The 20,080-nt window shown below is 70.8% G+C and carries 19 protein-coding genes and 1 pseudogene; 12 read left to right on the plus strand and 8 right to left on the minus strand.

Annotated features, from left to right (window positions below):
• Positions 1-94: 94 nt before the first annotated feature.
• The 5 genes and pseudogenes from RG19_RS08815 to prmB form a co-directional block, all read right to left on the minus strand.
• The gene (locus RG19_RS08815; protein ID WP_058834956.1) at positions 95-2,125 is read right to left on the minus strand and encodes a FimV/HubP family polar landmark protein; all 2,031 of its coding nucleotides are present in this window, start codon (positions 2,123-2,125) and stop codon (positions 95-97) included.
• Positions 2,126-2,261: 136 nt separating this feature from the next.
• Complete coding sequence (locus tag RG19_RS08820; RefSeq protein WP_058834957.1) at positions 2,262-3,287, minus strand: aspartate-semialdehyde dehydrogenase; 1,026 nt, start codon at positions 3,285-3,287, stop codon at positions 2,262-2,264.
• Positions 3,288-3,383: 96 nt separating this feature from the next.
• Positions 3,384-4,412 (minus strand): 2-hydroxyacid dehydrogenase, encoded by a 1,029-nt coding sequence (locus RG19_RS08825; RefSeq protein WP_058834958.1) that lies wholly within the window; start codon positions 4,410-4,412, stop codon positions 3,384-3,386.
• Positions 4,405-5,505, minus strand: a complete 1,101-nt coding sequence (gene aroC, locus RG19_RS08830) for a chorismate synthase (RefSeq protein WP_058834959.1) — start codon at positions 5,503-5,505, stop codon at positions 4,405-4,407. The genes RG19_RS08825 and aroC overlap by 8 nt, the downstream gene beginning before the upstream one ends.
• Before the next feature lie 82 nt (positions 5,506-5,587).
• Positions 5,588-6,499, minus strand: a pseudogene (gene prmB / locus RG19_RS08835) (50S ribosomal protein L3 N(5)-glutamine methyltransferase); the annotation flags it as partial.
• A gap of 101 nt (positions 6,500-6,600) precedes the next feature.
• Between prmB and RG19_RS08840 the strand changes: the two are divergent.
• Positions 6,601-7,239: an SCO family protein gene (locus RG19_RS08840; RefSeq protein ID WP_058836510.1), complete on the plus strand. Its 639-nt coding sequence runs from the start codon at positions 6,601-6,603 to the stop codon at positions 7,237-7,239.
• A gap of 10 nt (positions 7,240-7,249) precedes the next feature.
• Positions 7,250-8,116 (plus strand): archaetidylserine decarboxylase, encoded by an 867-nt coding sequence (asd, locus tag RG19_RS08845; RefSeq protein WP_058834960.1) that lies wholly within the window; start codon positions 7,250-7,252, stop codon positions 8,114-8,116.
• A 67-nt stretch (positions 8,117-8,183) separates the two neighbouring features.
• Here asd and RG19_RS08850 read toward each other — a convergent pair whose 3' ends face one another.
• Positions 8,184-9,719 (minus strand): transglycosylase SLT domain-containing protein, encoded by a 1,536-nt coding sequence (locus RG19_RS08850; protein WP_058834961.1) that lies wholly within the window; start codon positions 9,717-9,719, stop codon positions 8,184-8,186.
• 136 nt (positions 9,720-9,855) lie between these two features.
• Between RG19_RS08850 and RG19_RS08855 the strand changes: the two genes are divergently transcribed.
• The 3 genes from RG19_RS08855 to greB are packed head-to-tail and all read left to right on the plus strand — an operon-like array spanning position 9,856 to position 12,448.
• The gene (locus RG19_RS08855) at positions 9,856-11,379 is read left to right on the plus strand and encodes a helicase HerA-like domain-containing protein (protein WP_058834962.1); all 1,524 of its coding nucleotides are present in this window, start codon (positions 9,856-9,858) and stop codon (positions 11,377-11,379) included.
• Positions 11,379-11,930, plus strand: a complete 552-nt coding sequence (locus tag RG19_RS08860; protein ID WP_082672571.1) for a copper resistance protein NlpE N-terminal domain-containing protein — start codon at positions 11,379-11,381, stop codon at positions 11,928-11,930. The genes RG19_RS08855 and RG19_RS08860 overlap by 1 nt, the downstream gene beginning before the upstream one ends.
• Complete coding sequence (gene greB, locus RG19_RS08865) at positions 11,930-12,448, plus strand: transcription elongation factor GreB (protein WP_058834964.1); 519 nt, start codon at positions 11,930-11,932, stop codon at positions 12,446-12,448. The genes RG19_RS08860 and greB overlap by 1 nt, the downstream gene beginning before the upstream one ends.
• Positions 12,449-12,598: 150 nt before the next feature.
• Here the strand turns inward: greB and RG19_RS08870 are convergent, their stop codons facing one another.
• Positions 12,599-13,120, minus strand: coding sequence for a type 1 glutamine amidotransferase domain-containing protein (locus RG19_RS08870; protein ID WP_058834965.1), 522 nt, complete (start codon positions 13,118-13,120; stop codon positions 12,599-12,601).
• Positions 13,121-13,184: 64 nt separating this feature from the next.
• A complete protein-coding gene (gene rimO, locus RG19_RS08875; protein WP_058836511.1) occupies positions 13,185-14,570 on the minus strand; it encodes a 30S ribosomal protein S12 methylthiotransferase RimO in 1,386 nt (461 codons plus the stop codon).
• A gap of 256 nt (positions 14,571-14,826) precedes the next feature.
• On the opposite strand from rimO, the gene RG19_RS08880 reads away from it, so the two are divergent.
• The 7 genes from RG19_RS08880 to RG19_RS08910 are packed head-to-tail and all read left to right on the plus strand — an operon-like array spanning position 14,827 to position 20,044.
• Positions 14,827-15,498 (plus strand): dienelactone hydrolase family protein, encoded by a 672-nt coding sequence (locus tag RG19_RS08880; RefSeq protein WP_058834966.1) that lies wholly within the window; start codon positions 14,827-14,829, stop codon positions 15,496-15,498.
• A gap of 2 nt (positions 15,499-15,500) precedes the next feature.
• A complete protein-coding gene (locus tag RG19_RS08885) occupies positions 15,501-15,917 on the plus strand; it encodes an HIT domain-containing protein (RefSeq protein ID WP_058834967.1) in 417 nt (138 codons plus the stop codon).
• Positions 15,918-15,931: 14 nt separating this feature from the next.
• Positions 15,932-16,642, plus strand: a complete 711-nt coding sequence (pxpB, locus tag RG19_RS08890; protein WP_238376613.1) for a 5-oxoprolinase subunit PxpB — start codon at positions 15,932-15,934, stop codon at positions 16,640-16,642.
• Positions 16,635-17,615: a 5-oxoprolinase subunit C family protein gene (locus tag RG19_RS08895; RefSeq protein ID WP_058834969.1), complete on the plus strand. Its 981-nt coding sequence runs from the start codon at positions 16,635-16,637 to the stop codon at positions 17,613-17,615. The genes pxpB and RG19_RS08895 overlap by 8 nt, the downstream gene beginning before the upstream one ends.
• Positions 17,616-17,625: 10 nt before the next feature.
• On the plus strand, positions 17,626-18,390 hold the full coding sequence (locus tag RG19_RS08900; protein ID WP_058834970.1) for a 5-oxoprolinase subunit PxpA: 765 nt from the start codon (positions 17,626-17,628) through the stop codon (positions 18,388-18,390).
• Positions 18,387-19,094, plus strand: coding sequence for a DUF969 domain-containing protein (locus RG19_RS08905; RefSeq protein WP_058834971.1), 708 nt, complete (start codon positions 18,387-18,389; stop codon positions 19,092-19,094). Before RG19_RS08900 ends, RG19_RS08905 begins: the two co-directional genes overlap by 4 nt.
• The gene (locus RG19_RS08910; RefSeq protein ID WP_058834972.1) at positions 19,091-20,044 is read left to right on the plus strand and encodes a DUF979 domain-containing protein; all 954 of its coding nucleotides are present in this window, start codon (positions 19,091-19,093) and stop codon (positions 20,042-20,044) included. Before RG19_RS08905 ends, RG19_RS08910 begins: the two co-directional genes overlap by 4 nt.
• Positions 20,045-20,080: the final 36 nt, after the last annotated feature.

The following is a 20,080-nucleotide window of genomic DNA, read 5'->3' on the forward strand; positions in this document are numbered from 1 at the left end:
GGGCATGCGCATCAGATCCGCGGCACGTCGAGTCCACCCGAACGCGGCCGGCTCGACTCGGCCGATCCAAGCCGACCGGTTCAACCCGGCCCGTTCAGTCCAGGCTGTCCAGCAGCCGTGCGGCATCGCCGCGCACGGCGGGAGAATCGCTGTGCAAGGCTTCGCGCAGAAGGTCCCGCGCCGTTTCCGTGTCACCGAGCTCGACGTAGGCCTGTGCGAGTTCGATCCGTTCGCGCCCCTGCGCGTCGCGCTCGGGGGCGTCGGGCGCCCGGGCATCCGGCACCCCGGCGGCCGCCGCGCCGGGGGCCGCCACGTGGGCGTCCGGCACGTGTCGAGCCTCCAGCGGATCGTGTCCGTACCGGCCCTGAACATCGCCCTGAGGTTCCGCAGGACGCGCCGTCCCGTCGTCCGCCGGAGTGGCCGTCCCGCGCATTGCGGCGTCTGCGAAGTCGTCTGCGAATCCGGACGTCGTGCGCTCGTCCGGCACCCCCGATTCGTCAGGGGGCGAAGGCGGCACATCTCGATCGGAGACCACCACCACGGGCGCGACCAGCGCAGCGGCACCGGCAGCGACGCCGGCGTCGGCCACGGTTCCCGTCGGCACCGCGGATGGCGCGGCCCCCGGCGTCGACGCGCCGCCGCTGGCATGCCAGGTCGGCCGACCACCCGCCGGCGCAGGCGCCGGCGGCGGCACGGCCGGCGGTGCGGGCGGCACATGCCCTGCCGGTGCCCGGAAAACCGGACGCGCGGCGTCGCGGCGCGCCAGCCACCAGACGAGCAGCCCGGCTGCCAGCAGGCCGAGCAGCAGCCCGCCCACCCAGGGCAGCGCACTGCCGCCGCCGGATTCGCGCTGGTTGCTGTCGGCCAACCGCGCCTGCGCAGCGGCCAGCTCGCTGTCCTTGAGCTCGATGAGTTCCTGTTGCTGGCGCTGCAGCGCCTCCAGCTCGGTCAACCGGGCCTTCAGTTCGTCGAGCTCGGCGTCGCGCGCGGCCAGAGTCTCCTGCGCCTGTTGGAATTCCTGTCGAAGCATGTCGCCCTCGCCGCCGGCCGCAATGCCCGACCGTGTGCCTGCCTGGTTGGTACCGCCCTGTCCGGGTGGCACGATTTCCAGCCGCGCGCCGCGCGCGGCCGCGGTGGTGGCCGGTGCCGCGGCACCGGCGTCGTCCGTCCCTGCGTCGGCAGCGGCGACGGCGTCGGGCGTCGCGACCGGCTGGGTCATGTCGCGCCAGCGCGCGACCTGGGTCCGGACTTCGGCGGTCGCCTCGCGGACGCCGACGCTCAGCGCTTCGTCGCGCCCCGGCACCCGCAGCACCGCCCCCTGGCGGATCCGGTTGATGTTGCCGCCGATGAACGCTTCAGGATTGCTGCGCAACAGGGCCAGCATCATCTGGTTGACGGTGACATCGTCGTCGGGCGCGATCCGTTGCACGATCTGGCTGAGGGTGTCGCCGGCTTGCACGGGACCGTACTCGCCAGGCGTCGAGCGCAAGGCCGTGGCGGGCGCCGGCGGCGGCGACGCCTGCACCGGCACCGCATCGCCCGCGGCCGCATCCGCCGTGGGAGTCGACGACGCGATCGGCGGCGCCGGGGCGCGCTCGTCGTCCGGACGCGCTTCGTTCCTGGATGCCGTCCGCGGCGGCGCCTCGCGTGCGATCGTGCCTGCCGTCGTCGCCGATGCCGCGGGCTGCGGCGCCTGGATCGGGGGCTGTGCGGGGGCTGCGACGGTATCCGGCGCATCCAGCAGCGCCGAGTACTCGCGCACCAACCGCCCCTGCCCCCAGTCGACCTCCACCAGGAAGGTCAGCAGGGGCTCGGCCACCGGCCGCAGGGTCGTGACCCGGATCACCGGGCGCCCCTGCGCGTCCAGCGCCACATTGAACTGCAGATCGGCGACCGCGCCCTGCGGTGCCTGCAGCCCGACGCGAGTGAACGTGTCCGGCGAGGCCAGACGTGCGCGCAGTTGCTGCAGTTCGCGCGGGTCGCTGGAAACGACCGGAATCTCCGCCAGCAGCGGCTCCCCGGCCTGCGACCGGACCTGGAGCTGGCCGAGACCCAGCGCGAACGCCGGCGCACTGACGCACAGCGCCAGCCACAGCACCAGGATGGTCCGCCAGATCGTTCGCATCGTGCCTCCCCTCGGGGTCACGACTCTAGCCGCCGCATGACGGGTCCGCAACGCTGCACGCCACGGATCGCGCGTCTCGCGGGCGCGTCTTCGCACCCGCGACAACCTGCAATCCCGGCGGCGATCCCCGCGGCGATCAGCGCTCGGCCGCGACCAGCTCCGCCAGTTGCACCGCATTGAGCGCGGCGCCCTTGCGGATGTTGTCGGAGACGATCCACAGGTTGAGCCCACGCGGGTGCGAGAGATCCTCGCGGATCCGGCCGACATAGACCGCATCCTTGCCCGAGGCGTGGGTGACCGGCGTCGGATAGCCGCCGGCGCGGCGCTCGTCGACCACTTCGACACCCGGCGCGGCTTCGAGCAACGCACGCGCCTCGTCGGCGCCGAGCTTGTCGCGGGTCTCGATCGTCACCGCTTCGGAGTGGCCGTAGAACACCGGCACCCGCACCGCGGTGGGATTCACCAGGATGCTGTCGTCGCCGAGGATCTTCTGCGTTTCCCAGACCAGCTTCATCTCTTCCTTGGTGAAGCCGTTGTCCTGGAAGTCGTCGATGTGCGGGATCAGGTTGAAGGCGATCTGCACCGGGAAGCGCTCGGGCTCGGGCGACTGGAAGTTCAGCAGCGCGCCGGTCTGGCGCCCCAGTTCCTCCATCGCCGAGCGCCCTGCACCGGACACCGATTGGTAGGTGGCGACGTTGATCCGCTCGATGTGCGCCTTGCGGTGCAGCGGCGCCAGCGCGACCAGCATCTGCATCGTCGAGCAGTTCGGATTGGCGACGATCCCGCGCGGACGCCGCTTCAGCGCCTCCGGATTGACCTCGGCCACCACCAGCGGGACATCGTCGTCGTAGCGGAACGCCGAGGAGTTGTCGATCACCACCGCACCGGCGGCGGCGAACTTCGGGCCGTAGGCCTTGGACACGTCGCCGCCAGCGGAAAACAGCGCGATGTCGATCCCGGCCGGATCGAAGCTCGCTAGATCCTGGACCAGGATCTCGTCGTCGCCGAAGGCGACGTGACCGCCGGCCGAGCGCTCCGAGGCCAGGGCGACGAGACGGCCGATGGGGAAGTTCCGCTCGATGAGGATGGACAGCATGGTTTCGCCGACCGCGCCGGTGGCACCGACGACCGCGACGTTGAAACGACGGGATTCCTGGGACATGGATGAAGTCTCGAAAAGTGGGACACGTAGTGGGAACAAGGCGATGCGGACCGGATTCGGGGAGCCTCCCCGCGAATCGACCGCGCGCGGGGCTCCCTACCGTTTCCGGTCGGTGGCTTTGCGGGTTTTCACGACGGCGTCGGCGTTGATCGGGCTGGGCGGATCGTCCGCGTGCGGACCGGCACCCAGCGCGGCGATCAGATTGTCCACGGCCAGCGACACCATCGCCCGGCGGGTCGCCAGGCTGGCGCTGCCGATGTGCGGGGTCAGCACGACATTGTCGAGCGCGAGCAACTCGGGGCGCACCGCGGGCTCGCCTTCGAACACGTCCAGGCCCGCGGCGGCCAGACGGCCCGACGACAGCGCCTCGGCGAGCGCCTGCTCGTCGACGATGCCGCCGCGTGCGACATTGACCAGGGTCGCGGTCGGCTTCATCCGCGCGAGCGCGGCGGCGTCGACGATGTGATGCGTCTGTTCCGAGTAAGGCAGCACCAGCACCAGGTGGTCCGCTTCGGTCAGCAGCCCATCGAAATCGAGCCAGGTGGCACCGAGGTCGGCTTCCACATCGTCCGGCAGACGGCTGCGGTTGTGGTAGACCACGCGCATGCCGAAGCCGTGGGCACCGCGCCGGGCGATGCCCCGTCCGATCCGGCCCATGCCGAGGATGCCCAGCGTGCTGCCGTGGATGTCGGCGCCGAGCATGGTCGAGAACGACCACTGGCCCCATCGGCCGTCGCGCAGCCAGCGCTCGGATTCGCCGAGCCGGCGCGCCGCGGCCATCAACAGCGCGAAGCCGAGGTCGGCCGTGGTGTCGGTCAGCACGTCGGGCGTGTTGGTCGCGAGCACGCCGGCAGCGGACAACGCGTCGAGATCGAGATTGTTGTGGCCGACCGCGACATTGGCGACCGCGCGCAGGCGCGGCGCGCCCGCAACCGCCCCGGCGTCGATGCGCTCGTTGAGGGTGACCAGCGCGCCATCGACCTCCGCCAGCCGACGCGCGATCTCGGCAGGCGCGTACTCGGTGATCGCGGACGCGGCGTCGACATCGAAATGCGCCTCCAGCCGGGCGACGATGTCGTCGAACAGCGGTTGGCTCACCCAGACGCGCGGCCGCGGTTCAGCCATCGCGGGCGGCCGGGATGCGCGGCGTCATCGTGCCGACGTCGCCGCATTGCGCACGGTGGCGCAGGGCCTGGTCCATCAGCACCAGTGCCAGCATCGCCTCGCAGATCGGCGTGGCGCGGATGCCCACACAGGGATCGTGGCGGCCGGTGGTGACGATGTCGACCACGCGGCCTTCGGTATCCAGCCCTTCCACCGGCAGGCGCAGACTCGACGTCGGCTTGAACGCCACCGACACCACCACCTGCTGTCCGGTCGAGATACCGCCGAGCACGCCACCCGCATGATTGGAGGCGAACCCGTCCGGGGTCATCACGTCGCGATGTTCGGTGCCCTTCTGGGCGACGGATGCGAAGCCATCGCCGATCGCGACGCCCTTGACCGCATTGATCGACATCATGGCCGCGGCGAGTTCGGCATCGAGCTTGCCGTAGATCGGCTCGCCCCAGCCCGGGGGCACGCCATCGGCGACCGCGGTCACTTCCGCACCCACGGAATCGCCGGACTTGCGCAGCGCGTCCATGTAGGCCTCGAGCTCGGGCACCTGCGCGGCATCCGGCCAGAAGAACGGGTTGTCCTCGACCACCGACCAGTCGTGCGCGGCCGGTACCAGGGTGCCCAGCTGCGACAGGTGCGCGCGCACCTGCACGCCGTGGCGCTCGGCCAGCCACTTCTTCGCGATCACCGCCGCGGCGACGCGCATCGTGGTCTCGCGCGCCGACGAGCGCCCGCCACCACGCGGATCGCGGATGCCGTACTTCTGCCAATAGGCGTAGTCGGCGTGGCCGGGACGGAACTGCGCGGCGATGGCGGTGTAGTCCTTGCTGCGCTGATCGGTGTTGCGGATCAGCAGCGCGATCGGTGTGCCGGTGGTGACGCCCTCGTACACGCCGGACAGGATCTCCACGACGTCGGCCTCGCGGCGCGCCGAGGTGTGTCGGCTCTTGCCGGTGGCGCGGCGCTCGAGATCACGGGTGAAATCGTCCGGCGCGATGGCGATACCGGGCGGGCACCCGTCGATCACGCACCCGATCGCCGGGCCGTGCGACTCGCCGAACGTGGTGACGCGGAACAGGTAGCCGTGGGTATTCGACATGACTCGGGAGCCGGCCTCAGAACAGCCCGCCCGGCGCGACCTCCGCGGCAGGCGCCGGTGCCGGCGTGGCGCCGCCCGCCTCGCGCTCGGCGGCCAGTGCGCTGATCCGCGCGTTGTGCACGACCAGATCGCGGCGTTCGACCACGAACACGCCCATCTGCCCCACCTTGAACTCCACCCAGGCCAGCGGCAGTTCCGGCAGCAGGGCGTTCACCGCGCGCTCGGAATCGCCGACCTCGCAGATCAGCAGACCGTGCTCGGTCAGGTGCAGCGGGGCGTCGCGCAGGATCTTCAGCACCAGATCCAGGCCGTCGTCGCCGGCGCGCAGGCCGAGTTCGGGCTCGTAGCCGTACTCCCGCGGCAGCGCATCGGTCTCGTCGTTGGTGACATAGGGCGGATTGGTGACGATCAGGTCGTAATGCTCGCCCTGCAGGCCGGCGAACAGGTCCGAATGCACCAGTCGCAGGTTGTCGGCGAGCAGGCGCGCCTGGTTCTCCTCGGCCAGCGACAGCGCCTCGATGCTCAGATCGGCGGCGTCGACCTGCCAGTCGGGGTTGTAGTGCGCCATCGCGATGCCGATGCAGCCCGACCCCGTGCACAGATCCAGCGCACGCCGCACGTCGCGCCCGCCCCGCCAGGGCTCGAAGCCGGACAGGATGAGCTCGGCGATCGGCGAACGCGGCACCAGCGCGCGGCCGTCGGACTTGAAGCTCAGGCCGGCGAACCAGGCCTCGCCGGTCAGATAGGCGGCCGGCACGCGCTCTTCGATGCGGCGCAGGAACAGCCCCAGCACGTCTTCCTTCTCGGCCATCGTGACCCGGGCCTGGCCGTACACCGGGCTCAGGTCGTGCGGCAGGTGCAGCGCGTGCAGGGTGAGCTGGGTGGCCTCGTCCAGCGCGTTGTCGTAGCTGTGTCCGAAGGTCAGACCGGCCGCGTTGAAGCGGCTGGCGCCGTAGCGGATCAGGTCGATGATCGTGTGCAGTTCGTCGGTCATGCGGGGCGCGGCCCGCCGGTGCGGGCGGCTGGGGAAGCCGGGTGACCGGCAAGTATATGGGGCGCGCGGGTATCATGGCGAAAACGAAGCGGAAGATCGTCTTGTTCAATCGCACCAGCCTCATCGTCCTGATCCTCGCCATCGCCAGCGGTCTCGGCCTGCTGGCCGCGCAGAAATTCTTCACCGATCCGGCCACCGCACGGATCGAAACCCGGGCCATCACCCTGTTCCCGCAGGCCCGTGCGCTGCCGCCGTTCTCGCTGCAGCAGTCCGATGGCACCCAACTGGTGCCCGGCGAGCTGCAGGGCCACTGGACCGTGGTGTTCATCGGCTTCACCCATTGCCCGGACGTGTGCCCGACCACCCTGGCCGAACTGGGTCAGGCGCAGCGGCAATGGGACGACCTGCCCGAAGGCGTGCGGCCGCGCGTGCTGTTCGTGTCGGTCGACCCCGAGCGCGACAGTCCCGAGCGCACCGGCGAGTACGCCGCAGCCTTCCATCCGGACATCCTGGCCGCCACTGCGGACGTGCCGGCACTGGAAGCGTTCGCCCGCTCGCTGTCGCTGGTGTTCATGAAAGTGGCGCCGCCCGACGGCTTCCCGGACAGCCAGTACACCATCGACCACTCGGCCGCGCTGGCGGTGCTCGACCCGCAGGCACGCATGGCCGGCGTGATCCAGCCGCCGTTCGATCCGGCGGCGATCGCCGAGGATCTGCGCCTGCTCACCGAACGCCGCTGAGCGTACGCCCATGTCCCGCGATCCCATCACCGCGCTGACCTACGTCCTGCCCCACCGCGTGCTGTCCGGGCTCGCCCGACGGCTGGCGTACTCCGAACATCCCGCCGTCAGCCGCTGGCTGATCGACACCGTGGTCCGCCGTTTCGACGTCGACCTCGCCGAGGCCGCCGCCAGCGATCCGCGCGCCTATGCCAGCTTCAACGCCTTCTTCACCCGCGCGCTGCGCGAAGGCGTGCACGTCGCCGATCCCGCGCCCGACGCGCTGCTGATGCCGGCCGATGGTCGCATCAGCCAGTGCGGACCCATCGGGCATCCGGACGAACGCGGCCGCATCTTCCAGGCCAAGGGCCGTTCGTTCACCACCACCGAGCTGCTGGGCGACGCCGCAGCCGCTGAAGCGTTCGACGAAGGCACGTTCGCGACCGTCTACCTGTCGCCGCGCGATTACCATCGCGTGCACATGCCCTGGACCGGTCGCCTGCGCGAGACCGTCCACATCCCCGGCCGCTTGTTCAGCGTCGGTACCTCGGCGGTCGCGGCGGTGCCCCGCCTGTTCGCCCGTAACGAACGTCTGGTCTGTCATTTCGACACCGACTTCGGGCCGATGGCGATGGTGATGGTCGGCGCGTTGCTGGTGTCCGGCGTGGAGACGGTCTGGAGCGGCGTGGAAATCCCGAAGTACGCGCGCTCGATCACCCGCAAGGATTATCGCGGGCGCGACATCGTGGTGGAACGTTTCGCCGAAATGGCACGCTTCAACTACGGCTCGACGGTGATCGTGCTGTTGCCGCCGGGTGTCGCCGACCTGGTGCCCGGCCTGGCCCCCGAGCAGGTCACGCGCGTCGGCCAGCGTCTGGCGACGATGCGGCCACGCTAGTCCTCGTCGCGCGGCGACGCCGCGTGACCCGGCCGTCCGGTGGGGACGCCTGCACCGCGGGCCGGCGTTATCGGCTGCAGCCGCTCAGCTCGAGATCCTGCCCCGGGTGGATCGCATAACCCGGCGCGCGCAGATTGTTACCGCGCGCCAGGGCACCGAGATCGCAGCCGTAGCGTGCGGCGATGCGCCCGAGCGACTCCCCGCGGGCGACGCGATGGCGTCGCGCGGGCGCGGCAGCAGCCGGCACCGCCGATGCCGCGACCGCGGTGGCCGGACCGGCGGTCACCAGCGCGTGCGCCGGATCGGTCCGCACCAGCTCGTGCGCCAGTTCGGCGCGCGGGCCACGGGTGCACCAGCGGTTGTACTGGGTGACCATCCGCGTCGTGGCATTGAGCTGGGTCCCTGCCGGAATCCACTCGTCGGCGCGATAACGCGGATTGAGGTTCCGCAGCACGCGCATGTAGCCGGGCGCCGATCCGCTGCTGCCGAGGCAGATCGTGAGTTCGTAGATCGACGCCTGCCGCTGCAGGGTCAAGGTGGCCGGACGCGCATCCACCCGCGGGAAGTCCAGGCCGTAACGCTTGGGATGGAGGAACAACCAGGCCGCGGCGATCACCATCGGCACGTAATCGCGGGTTTCCGGCGGAAACTGGCTGTAGACCGACTCGTCCCAGAAGTTGCCGCTGGCACTGGCGCCGAAGATCCGGCGCGCACGGCCTTCACCGCCGTTGTAACCGGCCAGCGCGAGCTCGATGTTGTTGTTGAGCTCGGCCAGCCGCTCGTTGAGGTAGGCCGCACTGGCCTGCGACGAGGCGTACGCGTCGTAGCGGGTATCGAAACCGGTGGCATCCGGACCGAGGCCGAACCGGCGCCCGGTCGCGTACATGAACTGCATCGGCCCCGCGGCGCCGGCGCGCGAGGTGGAATGCACGCGGCCCGTGGATTCCTTGGCGAGGATGCCGAACAGCAGGGCCTCGGGCAGGCCGGCGCGCTCGAAGTTCGGCCACATCAGGTGGCGCATGTACTGGTAATTTTCGTGACTGACCAGCAGCGAGACGCGCATGTCGGTCAGCCAGCGACGGATGCCTTCCTGCACCGCCGGGTTGAACTGGACCATGTCGGCGAACCGCTGGCCGTCGGTCAGCAGCGCGGCCGCACGCGCCGCCTCCGGCACGTCGGCGGCCAGCAGCGTCCCCATGCCGTCGGGATCGGCGTCGAACGGGTCCGAACCGTCCTCGTCCTCCGGGGTGGCGGCCGAATCCGCACCGGCCTTGAGCAGACGCTTGAAGCTGGTCACGAACCGGACCGGATCGCAACCGCGCTGGCGACCGCATGCCACCATCACGTCCTCCATGTCCTCCAGCGCGGCATCGCCTTCCGCGGTCGCGCCGGGCTCTTCGTTGCGCACTTTCACCATCGCCTCGCGGTAGCGCAGCTCCGCCTGCTCCATGCGCTGGTCCAGCGCCTCGATGGCCGCGGCATCGCGACGCGACTGGGCATCGGCCGGCAACGCGGCCACGCCGAGCAGGACGACCAGAACGGCCAGCACCGGGCGCGATGCACGCAGCCGGGACGGAAGGGACGGAACGGCGCGAGCGGTCATGCGGCATCGATTGGCGGTCGGAGCGGCAGGGTAGCGGTGCCGTCACCGGCCTGGCAACGCCGGCGCGACGGGCGGGCACGCACACCCGCTCAGGTAGGCTCACGTAGAATCCGTCCGAACGATCGTGGGAGCGTCCATGGAACCGGCCATCGCGGGCAATGTCCTCGTCGGCAAGTCGATCACCCGGGCCGACAGCGGCGGGGCCGTCGTGCTCGACGCGCGCTACGGCAATCGCCATGGCCTGGTCGCCGGCGCGACGGGCACCGGCAAGACGGTCACCTTGATGACCCTGGCCGAGGGGTTTTCGCGTCTGGGGGTGCCTGTCTTCCTGGCCGACGTCAAAGGCGATGTGGCCGGCCTGGCCGTGCCCGGCACGGACAACCCGAAGCTGCAGGCACGGGTCGACGAGATCGGGATCGCCGATTACCGCACCGAGGCCTGTCCCACCATCTTCTGGGATCTCTACGGCAAGCTCGGCCATCCGGTGCGCACCACGGTCAGCGAGATGGGGCCGCTGCTGCTGGCCCGCATCCTCGAACTCAACGAGACCCAGTCCGGCGTGCTGGACATCGTGTTCAAGCTGGCCGACGACCGCGGCCTGCTGCTGCTCGACCTGGACGACCTGCGCGCCCTGCTCGCCCTGGTCGCCGAGGAGCGCAAGGCGGTCTCGGCCGAGTACGGGCTGGTCAGCGCGCAGACCGTTGCCGCCATCCAGCGTGCGCTGCTGCGCCTGTCGCAGGACGGCGGCGAGGCGTTCTTCGGCGAGCCCGCCCTGGAACTGCAGGACATCATGCGCGTCGACCACGGCGGCCGCGGCGTGATCGGCATCCTCGCCGCCGACCAGTTGATCCTCAGGCCGCGCCTCTACACCACCTTCCTGCTGTGGCTGCTGTCGGAACTGTTCGAGACCCTGCCCGAGGTCGGCGATCTCGACAAGCCGAAGCTGGTGTTCGTGTTCGACGAGGCCCATCTGCTGTTCAAGGACGTGCCGCCGGCGTTGCGCCAGCGCATCGAACAAGTGGTCCGCCTGATCCGCTCCAAGGGCGTGGGCGTGTACTTCTGTTCCCAGTTTCCCGACGATGTGCCCGGCGAGATCCTGGGCCAGCTGGGCAACCGTGTGCAGCACGCGTTGCGCGCATTCACCCCGCGCGACCAGAAAGCGGTGCGCACCGCGGCCGACACCTTCGTCGCCAATCCCGGACTGGATGTCGCGCAAACCATCGCCCAGCTCGGGACGGGCGAAGCCCTGGTGTCCACCCTGCGCGACACCGAGACCGGCAAAGGCGTACCGACGCCCGTCGAACGCACCCTGGTGGCCCCACCGCGGTGCCGAATGGGCGCGATCGGCGATGACGAGCGCGCACGGGTGCGGGCCGGCAGCCCGGTCGGCGCGAAGTACGACACGGCCGTCAACCGCGAATCCGCCGCCGAGCGGCTCGCGCAGCGCGCGCAGCAGCAGAGCGCGGCGAACGAGGCGCCACCCGCCCGCCGCGACACCGACACCCGAGCAGGCGTGGGCGGACGCATCAACGACTGGCTGCTCGGCACCAAGCGCCGGCAAGGCATCCTCGAGGCGTCCGGCAAACAGGCCGCCCGCACGATCACCAACCGGATCGTACGCGGCGTGCTGGGCAACATCTTCAACGGGCGGGGACGCTGATGCGCCGACGGGATATCGAACGTCACGCGCCCTCTTTGCTGCTGGCTCTGGTCCTGGCCTCCGCCGCCGCATGCCAGCGACAACCCAGCGCGGTCGCGCCGGACGACGATCCGGCCGCCGCGCCGCTGCGCGACCCCGCGTCCGCCAGTGCCGACCTCTACGCCCCCGACGACGACGCGGATCTGCGTGCGGATGAGGGCGGGGTCGATCGCGACGGCACCGACCCGGATCTCGAAGCAGTCCCCCACACCGAAGGGGTGTTCACCGGCGTCATGCCCTGCGAAACCTGCCCCGGCCTCGAGACCACGCTGTACCTCCATGCCGACGGCGGCTACGAACTGGTCGAGCGCGAAGGGGACCATGCGCCGGCGTCCCGCCGCCAGGGCGTCTGGTACGCCAGCGCGGACGGCAATGCGATCCTGATCGCCGACGACGAGAACGGCGCCGGACATCACATCTTCGAGTGGTACGGCGAAGATGCGTTGCGCCTGCTGCCGGACGCGTCGGATCCCGACTGGGAGGATGCCTTCCTGCTGGTGCGCGCGAACTGATGGCGCGCTGGCGGCCGCCACCGGAAAAGAGCACCGCCCTGATCACGCGCGGCGGTCACACGCGCCTCAAGCACGAACTGGACGACCTCTGGCGCGTCCGCAGACCGGACGTCGTGCGCGCCCTCGCGGCGGCGGCGGCCGAAGGCGACCGCTCGGAGAACGCCGAGTACACCTACCGCAAGAAACAACTGGCCGAGATCGATCGGCGGGTGCGCTATCTGTCCAAACGGCTGGAACAGTTGCGCGTGGTGGATGCGCCGCCGAGCGATCCGGAGGCGGTGTTCTTCGGCGCGCACGTCGAGCTCGAGCACGCGCAGAGCGGAGAATTGCACGCCTACCGCATCGTCGGCCCGGACGAAACCGACGCTCGCGAGGGCCTGATCAGCATCGACTCCCCCCTCGCGCGCGCCTTGTTGCGCAAACGCCTCGACGACGAAGTGGACGCCGTGCTGCCCGCCGGCCCGGCCACGTTCGTCATCGTCGACGTGCGTTACGAGGACGACGGCGGGACCTCCTGACCGCCCCCCGCCTCGCGGGCGGAGGATCCACCGCCGGCGTCGTCCAACGCCACCCGTCCTGCCGCCAGCGCTCCCGTTGCCGCATGCCGCATGCCGGCGATGGCATGGGACGGTCGCGGTGGCGATGGCGATGAGGTCGGGGCGACGGGATCAGCCCAGCGCGTCGATGACCGCCTGGGTGAACGCGGGAATATCGTCGGGCTTGCGGCTGGTGATGATGTGACCGTCGACGACGACCTCGTCGTCCTGCCATTGTCCTCCGGCGTTTTCCAGATCGGTACGCACCGACGGCCATGACGTCACCTTGCGGCCCTTCGCCGCGCCGGACTCGACCAGCAGCCAGGGTCCATGGCAGATCGCCGCGAGCGGTTTGCCTGCGCGGTCGAACGCCTGCACGAAGGCGACCGCCCCGGCCTCGGCGCGCAGTGCGTCCGGGTTGATCACACCACCCGGCAGCACCAGGGCGTCGTACTTCGCCGGATCGGCGTTCTCGAGTACCACGTCGACGGGGACCGAATCGCCCCAGTTCTTCTCGTCCCAGCCGCGGATCTCGCCCGGCTTCAGGGATACGACGTCGACCTCGAAGCCGGCGTCCTTCAACCGCTTGTGCGGTCCGGTCAGTTCGGACTGTTCGAAACCATCGGTGGCGAGGATGGCGACACGCTTGGCCATGGGACTGCTCCGGCATTCGGGGGGAGCCCGAAGCCTGTGGCAGACCCGGTCGCCTTGCCGTGAATCACCTCGTCTCGACGATCGGGAATGCGCCGGCGTCCACTTCGCCGTAGAGATCGTGCTCGTCGCTGCCGAGGATGCGCACATCGGCGAAATCGCCGGGGCGCAGCCCTGCGGCGGCGCCGTCCTGGATCTGCACGAGGCCGTCGATTTCCGGCGCGTCCGCACGCGAACGGGCGATCGCCAGTTCGCCGTCCACCGCATCCACCAGGCAACGCTGCACGGTCCCGACCTTGGCCTCCAGGCGCGCCGCCGAAATCGCGGCCTGACGCTCCATGAAGCGCGCGAGACGCGCCTGCTTGACGTCCTCGTCGACCGGGTCCGGCAAGGCGTTGGCGGACGCGCCTTCGACCGGCGAGTAGGCGAATGCGCCCACGCGGTCGAGCTGGGCGGCGTCGAGGAAATCCAGCAATGCCTCGAACTCCGCCTCGGTCTCGCCCGGGAAGCCGACGATGAAAGTCGAACGGATGGTGAGCTCGGGACTGATCGCACGCCAGCGCTGGATGCGTTCGAGCGTACGGTCGACCGCCCCCGGGCGCTTCATCAGCTTGAGGATGCGCGGACTGGCGTGCTGGAACGGGATGTCCAGATAAGGCAGCAGATGGCCCTCGGCCATCAACGGAATGATGTCGTCGACATGCGGATAGGGATACACGTAGTGCAGGCGCGTCCACACGCCGAGCTCGGACAGGCCCTCGCACAGCGCCTTCATCCGGGTGGCGTACGTACGCCCCCGCCACTCCCGCTCGGCGTAGCGCAGGTCGACGCCATAGGCCGAGGTGTCCTGCGAGATCACCAGCAACTCGCGCACGCCGCCGCGCACCAGGCGCTCGGCTTCGCGCAACACATCGTCGACCGGCCGCGAGACCAGGTCCCCGCGCATCGACGGGATGATGCAGAAGCTGCAACGGTGGTTGCAGCCCTCGGAAATCTTCAGATAGGCGTAATGGCCCGGGGTGAGCTTGATGCCCACGTCGTCGACCGCCGCCCGTCGCGGCAGCAGGTCCACGAACGGGTCGTGCCGGGTGGGCGCGGCCGCGTGCACCGCCGACATCACGCTGGCGTAGTCCTGCGGGCCGCTGATCGACAGCACGTCCGGGTGACTCTCGCGGATCAGCGCCTCGCGCTTGCCCAGACACCCGGTCACGATGACCTTGCCGTTTTCCGCCAGCGCCTCGCCGATGGCGTCGAGCGACTCGTCCACCGCCGCGTCGATGAAGCCGCAGGTATTGACCACCACCACGTCGGCGTCGTCGTAGGTCTGCACGATGTCGTATCCCTCCACCCGCAGCTGGGTGAGGATGCGCTCAGAATCGACCAGGGCCTTGGGGCAGCCGAGGCTGACGAAGCCGACCTTGGGGCCGGCGTTGCGGGGAGAAGTGGCGGGCATGGGGACTGTGCTGGCGACGCGACCGCGCATTGTATCGCTCCGGCCCGGCCGTCGCCGGATGCGGCCGCCAGGCGTTCAGCCATGCGGCCCGTCGGCGCCCGGTCCCGGCCCCGCGCAGGCTGGCGGTGGCTCCACATGGACCCGCGCCCCGCCCGGCCGTCGTTCATCGACGGGACGTGACGCCCTCGCATTGTGTCGGGCCACGTTGTGTCTAGAATCGACCGACACGCCGCACACCGACGCCCGGGAGACCCGCATGGCGCGCGACATCGCGATCCAGACCATCCACGGCACGATCGACGGCTGGCGTGCCGATCCGCCGCACGTCCCCCCGCGCGCCGGCCTGGTCGTGGTGCAGGAGATCTTCGGCGTCAACGCCCACATGCGCAGCGTGGTCGAGCGCTACGCGGCGGAAGGGTTCGCCGCGATCGCGCCGGCGATGTTCGATCCGGTGGCGAGGCACGTCGAACTCGACTACGACGAGGCCGGCTTCACCCGCGGTCGCGAACTCGCGGGCGAACTCGGCTTCGATCGCGCCGTCACCCTGGTGGACGCCGCCGCCCGCATTCTCGCCGGCGACGGATTGAAGGTGGGCGTGGTCGGGTTCTGCTGGGGCGGCAGCGTGGCCTATCTCGCCAACACCCGGCTCGGGCTGCCGGCCGTGAGCTACTACGGCGCACGCACCGTCCCCTTCCTGGCCGAAAGCCTCCGGGCGCCGATGCAGTTTCATTTCGGCGCCCTGGACACCAGCATCCCGGCCGAGGACATCGACCGTCATCGCAGTGCGCACCCCGACAGCGAGCTGTTCGTCTACGACGACGCCGGCCATGCCTTCAATCGCGATGTCGATTCCGATCACTACGCACCGGCCGCGGCGACGCTCGCCCACCGCCGCGCGCTGACGTTCCTGCGCAAGGCCCTGGCCTGACCATGTCATCCCACGCGTACCGTCTCGACGACCGGCTCGCCGCCGACAGCCACCCCGTCGCCACGCTCGCCCTGAGCGAGCTGCGGCTGATGGACGACAGCAACTATCCCTGGCTGGTGCTGGTGCCGCGCATTGCCGGCGCACGGGAACTGATCGACCTCGAACGCGCGCAACGCATCGCATTGACCGACGAGATCGATCTGGCCGCACGCCTGCTGCGGGACCTCGTCCGCCCCGACAAGCTCAACGTCGCCGCGCTCGGCAACCTGGTGCCGCAGTTGCACGTCCATGTCATCGCACGCTTTCACGACGATCCCGCATGGCCCGCACCGGTGTGGGGCCGCGTCGCCGCCCGCCCCTACACGCCCGACGCGCTGGTCGAACGGGTCTCCCGCCTCGCAGCGTCGCTGCAGGCCTGAGACGCATGCGCTGGATGCTGGAGCCTCTCGGCGAGGACGCGGTGCTGCTGCGGCTGGGCGATGCGATCTCGCCGGAGATCAATCGCCGCGTCCATGCGCTGGCCGCACGGCTCGACGCCTGCCGGCCGGCCTGGCTGCGGGAGATCGTGCCCGCCTACGCGTCGCTGGCCCTCATCGTCGAGCCCGGCCATCCGGAGATACGCGACGCACCGCCGCTGGACCGCCTGCACGAATGGCTAGCCGCACAGGCCCTCGATGCGACGGCACCACGCCCGGACGACGACGGACCTGCCGCCATCGTGGACATTCCGACCTGTTACGACGGCGACTGCGCGCCCGATCTCGACGATGTGGCCGCGCATGCGGGCCTGAAACGGGAGGACGTGGTGGCCCGTCATACCGGCACGGTCTACATCGTCGGCATGCTCGGCTTCGCGCCCGGCTTCCCTTACCTGATCGGCCTCGCCCCGGCCCTGGCCATGCCACGCCGCGCGACCCCGCGGGTCCGCGTGCCGGCCGGCAGCGTCGCCATCGGTGGCGCCCAGACCGGGCTGTATCCACGCGAAAGCCCCGGCGGCTGGCATGTGATCGGACGCACGCCGCTGCAGTTGTTCGACCCGGAACGCCCGCAGCCCAGTCTGCTGGCTCCCGGGCAACGCGTGCGCTTCGCGGCGATCGATCGCGCCCAGTGGGACGCGACAGTGGGCGCCGCCCGGCATGTCTGACGCCACGCCCGGCATCGAGGTGCTGGCGCCCGGGCTGGCCAGCACGCTCCAGGATCTCGGCCGCTTCGGTCGGCGTCACCTGGGGGTGGCCTGGTCGGGTGCCGCCGACCCGTGGTCGCACACGCTCGCCAACCTGCTGGTCGGCAATCCGGGCGACGCCGCCTCGCTGGAGATCACCCTCACCGGCCCGACCCTGCGCTTCGCGGCACCGACCCGCATCGCATTGTGCGGCGCGAAGATCGACGCCCGGGCGGGCGGCCTGGCGATCCCGGGCGACCGCCCGGTGATGCTGCCGGCCGGTACGGTCCTGAGGCTCGGTCGATGCCGCGGCGGCGCCCGCGCCTATCTGGCCGTCGCCGGCGGCTTCCGGGCCGCCTCCCGGCTCGGGAGCCTGGCCACCGACGTGCGCGGCGGCTTCGGCGGGCACGAGGGGCGACCGCTGCACAAGGGCGACCGCTTGTCCGGCGGGCACCCGCTGGAGTCGGCGACGGACACGCCCGTCGCCGCGCGCTGGTGGATCGACGCCTCGCCCGGCCCGGCCCCCACGCCTTCGGACGCGCCGTGCCGCGTCCGCCTGTTGCCCGGTCGCGATGCCTGCCCGGACCTGTTCGCGTCGGCATGGCAGATCGACGCGGGAAGCAACCGGCAGGGTCTGCGCCTGCAGGGACCGGCATTGCGCATCGACGATCGCCGCGAGCGGGTTTCCGAGCCGGTGGCCCCCGGCACCGTGCAACTGCCGCCCGACGGCCAGCCGATCGTCTTGCTCGCGGATGCTCAGACCCATGGCGGCTACCCACGCATCGGCCATGCGATCCGCGCCGACTGGCCGCTGCTGGCCCAGGCCGGCCCCGGCGACCGCATTCGCTTCGTGCCCTGTTCGCCGCACGAGGCGCATGCCGCCGGCCTGGAACAACGGCAGCGCCTGTACCGCATCGCCCTGGCCATCCGCGCACGCCAGGACCGACACGCATGAACAGACACGCATGAACGACGCGATCGACTTCAACTGCGATCTCGGCGAAGGCTGCGGCGACGATGCCGCGATCGTGCCCTGCATCAGTTCGGCCAGCATCGCCTGCGGCGGCCATGCCGGCGACCCGGCGAGCATGCGCGAGGCGATCGCGCTGTGCCTGCGTCACGGCGTGGCGATCGGCGCGCATCCCGCGTTCGAGGATCGCGCGCATTTCGGCCGTCGCGAGCTGCCGCTGACACCCGCGCAGGCCCATGCACTGATCGGCCGACAGCTGGCGCCGATGGCAGCCGCGTGCGCGGAGGCCGGCACCCGCCTGGCACACGTGAAGCCTCACGGCGCGCTGTACAACCTGGCCGCCCGCGAGACCGCCATCGCCGATGCCGTCGCCACGGCGGTCCACGCGTTCGATCCGGACCTGTGGCTGTACGCGCTGGCCGGCTCCGCGCTGGCCGCGGCCGGTCGCCGCCATGGCCTCGCGGTGGCCGAGGAGGTCTTCGCCGAACGTGGCTACACCGCCGCCGGCCAGTTGGTCGCACGCGGGCAGCCGGGCGCGATCGTCGACACCCTGCCCGACGCCCTCGCCCAGGTGCGTTCGATGCTGCGCGACGGCACCGTCACCGCTGTCGACGGCCAACGCGTCGCCTTGCGCGCCGACACGCTGTGTCTGCACGGGGACCGCCCGGACGCCGCCGTCTTCGCCGCCGCGCTGCGCGAGGCGCTCCTCGCCGACGGCCATCGCATCGTCGCCCCCACCCGCCCGGATCACCCCGCATGAACTACTGGCCGCTGATCGGTATCGCCCTGGTCGTGATCGGCTTCGCTTTGCGGCTCAATCCGGCGTTGACGGTGGTCGGCGCCGGCCTGGTGACCGGGCTGGTCGCCGGCAAGACGCCCCTGGCCGTGCTGGAACTGCTGGGCGAGGCGTTCACCAAGCAGCGCTATCTCGCCGTCTTCCTGCTGACGCTGCCGGTCATCGGCCTGCTCGAACGTCATGGCCTGAAGGAGCACGCGCAGGCCTGGATCCGCCGGCTGCGCGGCGCCACGAGCAGCCGCCTGCTGGTGGCTTACCTCGCTGCACGCCAGATCGCGGCGATGCTGGGCCTGACCAGCCTCGGCGGCCATCCGCAGACCGTCCGCCCCCTGTTGGCGCCCATGGCCGAAGCCGCTGCGGAGGCGCGCCACGGCCCGCTGCCCGAACACAGCCGCGAGCGCCTCAAGGCGCTGTCGGCGGCGACCGACAACGTCGGCCTGTTCTTCGGCGAAGACATCTTCATCGCCTTCGGCGCCGTGCTGCTGATGCAGGGCTTCTACGCCGAGAACGGGATCCTGCTCGAACCCCTGCATATCGCCTTGTGGGGCATCCCCACCGCGATCTGCGCGTTCGCCATCCACAGCGCAAGGTTGTCGCGGCTCGAGCACCGCCTGGCACGCGATGTCGCAGCGCTGCATGCCGCCGCGCCCAGGGAGCGGCAGCCTTGATTTCGCTGCAATGGATCTACTGGCTGACCGGCGGCTACCTGCTGTGGGTCGCGTGGCAGGCCGTGCGCGACCGCGCCAACCCGCGCCGCCTGGCGAATGCCGCGTTCTGGGGCCTGCTCGCGCTGGCGCTGCTGGCCGCCGACCGGCTGCCCCCGGCCGCGGTCGGCGGCATCGTCGTCGCGCTGGCGTGCCTGGCCGGGTTCGGTGGACTCGGCCGCGGGCGCTCCGACGAGGGCACGGCCGAGGGCCGCCTCGCGGACGCCGTGCGCCTGGGCAACCGGCTGTTCGTGCCGGCCTTGCTGATCCCGCTGATCGCAGTGCTGGTGGCGGTGCCGTTCGCCGATCTCTCGATCGCCGGACGGCGGGTCTTCGACGCCCAGCTCACGACGCTGATCGGGCTCGGCCTGGCCTGTGTCGTGGCCACCCTGGTGGCATGCCGGCTGACCCGCAGCAGCCCGGGCATGGCTGTCGAACAATCGAGACGATTGATCGATGCCATCGGCTGGGCCGCAGTCCTGCCGTTGTTGCTGGCCACCCTGGGCAGCGTCTTCGCCGCCACCGGCGTCGGCGAGGCGATCGCCGGGCTGATCCGGCAGGTGATCCCGGTCGAGAACCGCTTCGTCGTGGTGCTCGCGTACGCCCTGGGGATGGCGCTGTTCACGATGGTCATGGGCAACGCGTTCGCCGCGTTCCCGGTCATGACCGCAGGCATCGGCCTGCCGCTGCTGGTGCAACTGCACGGGGCCGACGCCGCATCGCTGGCCGCCATCGGCATGCTGTCGGGCTACTGCGGCACCCTGCTCACGCCGATGGCCGCCAACTTCAACCTGGTGCCCGCGGCGCTGCTGGAGCTGAAGGATCCGAACGGGGTGATCCGGCAACAGGTCGCGACCGCCTTGCCGCTGCTGGCCTGCAACATCGTGCTGATGTACGTCATCGTGTTCCGCTGACGGCAGCTCGCCGGCACCGAGCACCGTGGCGCCGTA

This window comes from Luteimonas abyssi, from assembly GCF_001482195.1.
GTDB classification, from domain to species: domain Bacteria; phylum Pseudomonadota; class Gammaproteobacteria; order Xanthomonadales; family Xanthomonadaceae; genus Luteimonas; species Luteimonas abyssi.

What these genes read in the sequence shown, in the direction of transcription:
- RG19_RS08815 (WP_058834956.1), bottom strand. Translation starts at nt 2,125, where the DNA reads ATGCGAACGATCTGGCGGACCATCCTGGTGCTGTGGCTGGCGCTGTGC.
- RG19_RS08820 (WP_058834957.1), bottom strand. Translation starts at nt 3,287, where the DNA reads ATGTCCCAGGAATCCCGTCGTTTCAACGTCGCGGTCGTCGGTGCCACC.
- RG19_RS08825 (WP_058834958.1), bottom strand. Translation starts at nt 4,412, where the DNA reads ATGGCTGAACCGCGGCCGCGCGTCTGGGTGAGCCAACCGCTGTTCGAC.
- aroC (WP_058834959.1), bottom strand. Translation starts at nt 5,505, where the DNA reads ATGTCGAATACCCACGGCTACCTGTTCCGCGTCACCACGTTCGGCGAG.
- asd (WP_058834960.1), top strand. Translation starts at nt 7,250, where the DNA reads ATGTCCCGCGATCCCATCACCGCGCTGACCTACGTCCTGCCCCACCGC.
- RG19_RS08850 (WP_058834961.1), bottom strand. Translation starts at nt 9,719, where the DNA reads ATGACCGCTCGCGCCGTTCCGTCCCTTCCGTCCCGGCTGCGTGCATCG.
- RG19_RS08855 (WP_058834962.1), top strand. Translation starts at nt 9,856, where the DNA reads ATGGAACCGGCCATCGCGGGCAATGTCCTCGTCGGCAAGTCGATCACC.
- RG19_RS08860 (WP_082672571.1), top strand. Translation starts at nt 11,379, where the DNA reads ATGCGCCGACGGGATATCGAACGTCACGCGCCCTCTTTGCTGCTGGCT.
- greB (WP_058834964.1), top strand. Translation starts at nt 11,930, where the DNA reads ATGGCGCGCTGGCGGCCGCCACCGGAAAAGAGCACCGCCCTGATCACG.
- RG19_RS08870 (WP_058834965.1), bottom strand. Translation starts at nt 13,120, where the DNA reads ATGGCCAAGCGTGTCGCCATCCTCGCCACCGATGGTTTCGAACAGTCC.
- rimO (WP_058836511.1), bottom strand. Translation starts at nt 14,570, where the DNA reads ATGCCCGCCACTTCTCCCCGCAACGCCGGCCCCAAGGTCGGCTTCGTC.
- RG19_RS08880 (WP_058834966.1), top strand. Translation starts at nt 14,827, where the DNA reads ATGGCGCGCGACATCGCGATCCAGACCATCCACGGCACGATCGACGGC.
- RG19_RS08885 (WP_058834967.1), top strand. Translation starts at nt 15,501, where the DNA reads ATGTCATCCCACGCGTACCGTCTCGACGACCGGCTCGCCGCCGACAGC.
- pxpB (WP_238376613.1), top strand. Translation starts at nt 15,932, where the DNA reads ATGCTGGAGCCTCTCGGCGAGGACGCGGTGCTGCTGCGGCTGGGCGAT.
- RG19_RS08895 (WP_058834969.1), top strand. Translation starts at nt 16,635, where the DNA reads ATGTCTGACGCCACGCCCGGCATCGAGGTGCTGGCGCCCGGGCTGGCC.
- RG19_RS08900 (WP_058834970.1), top strand. Translation starts at nt 17,626, where the DNA reads ATGAACGACGCGATCGACTTCAACTGCGATCTCGGCGAAGGCTGCGGC.
- RG19_RS08905 (WP_058834971.1), top strand. Translation starts at nt 18,387, where the DNA reads ATGAACTACTGGCCGCTGATCGGTATCGCCCTGGTCGTGATCGGCTTC.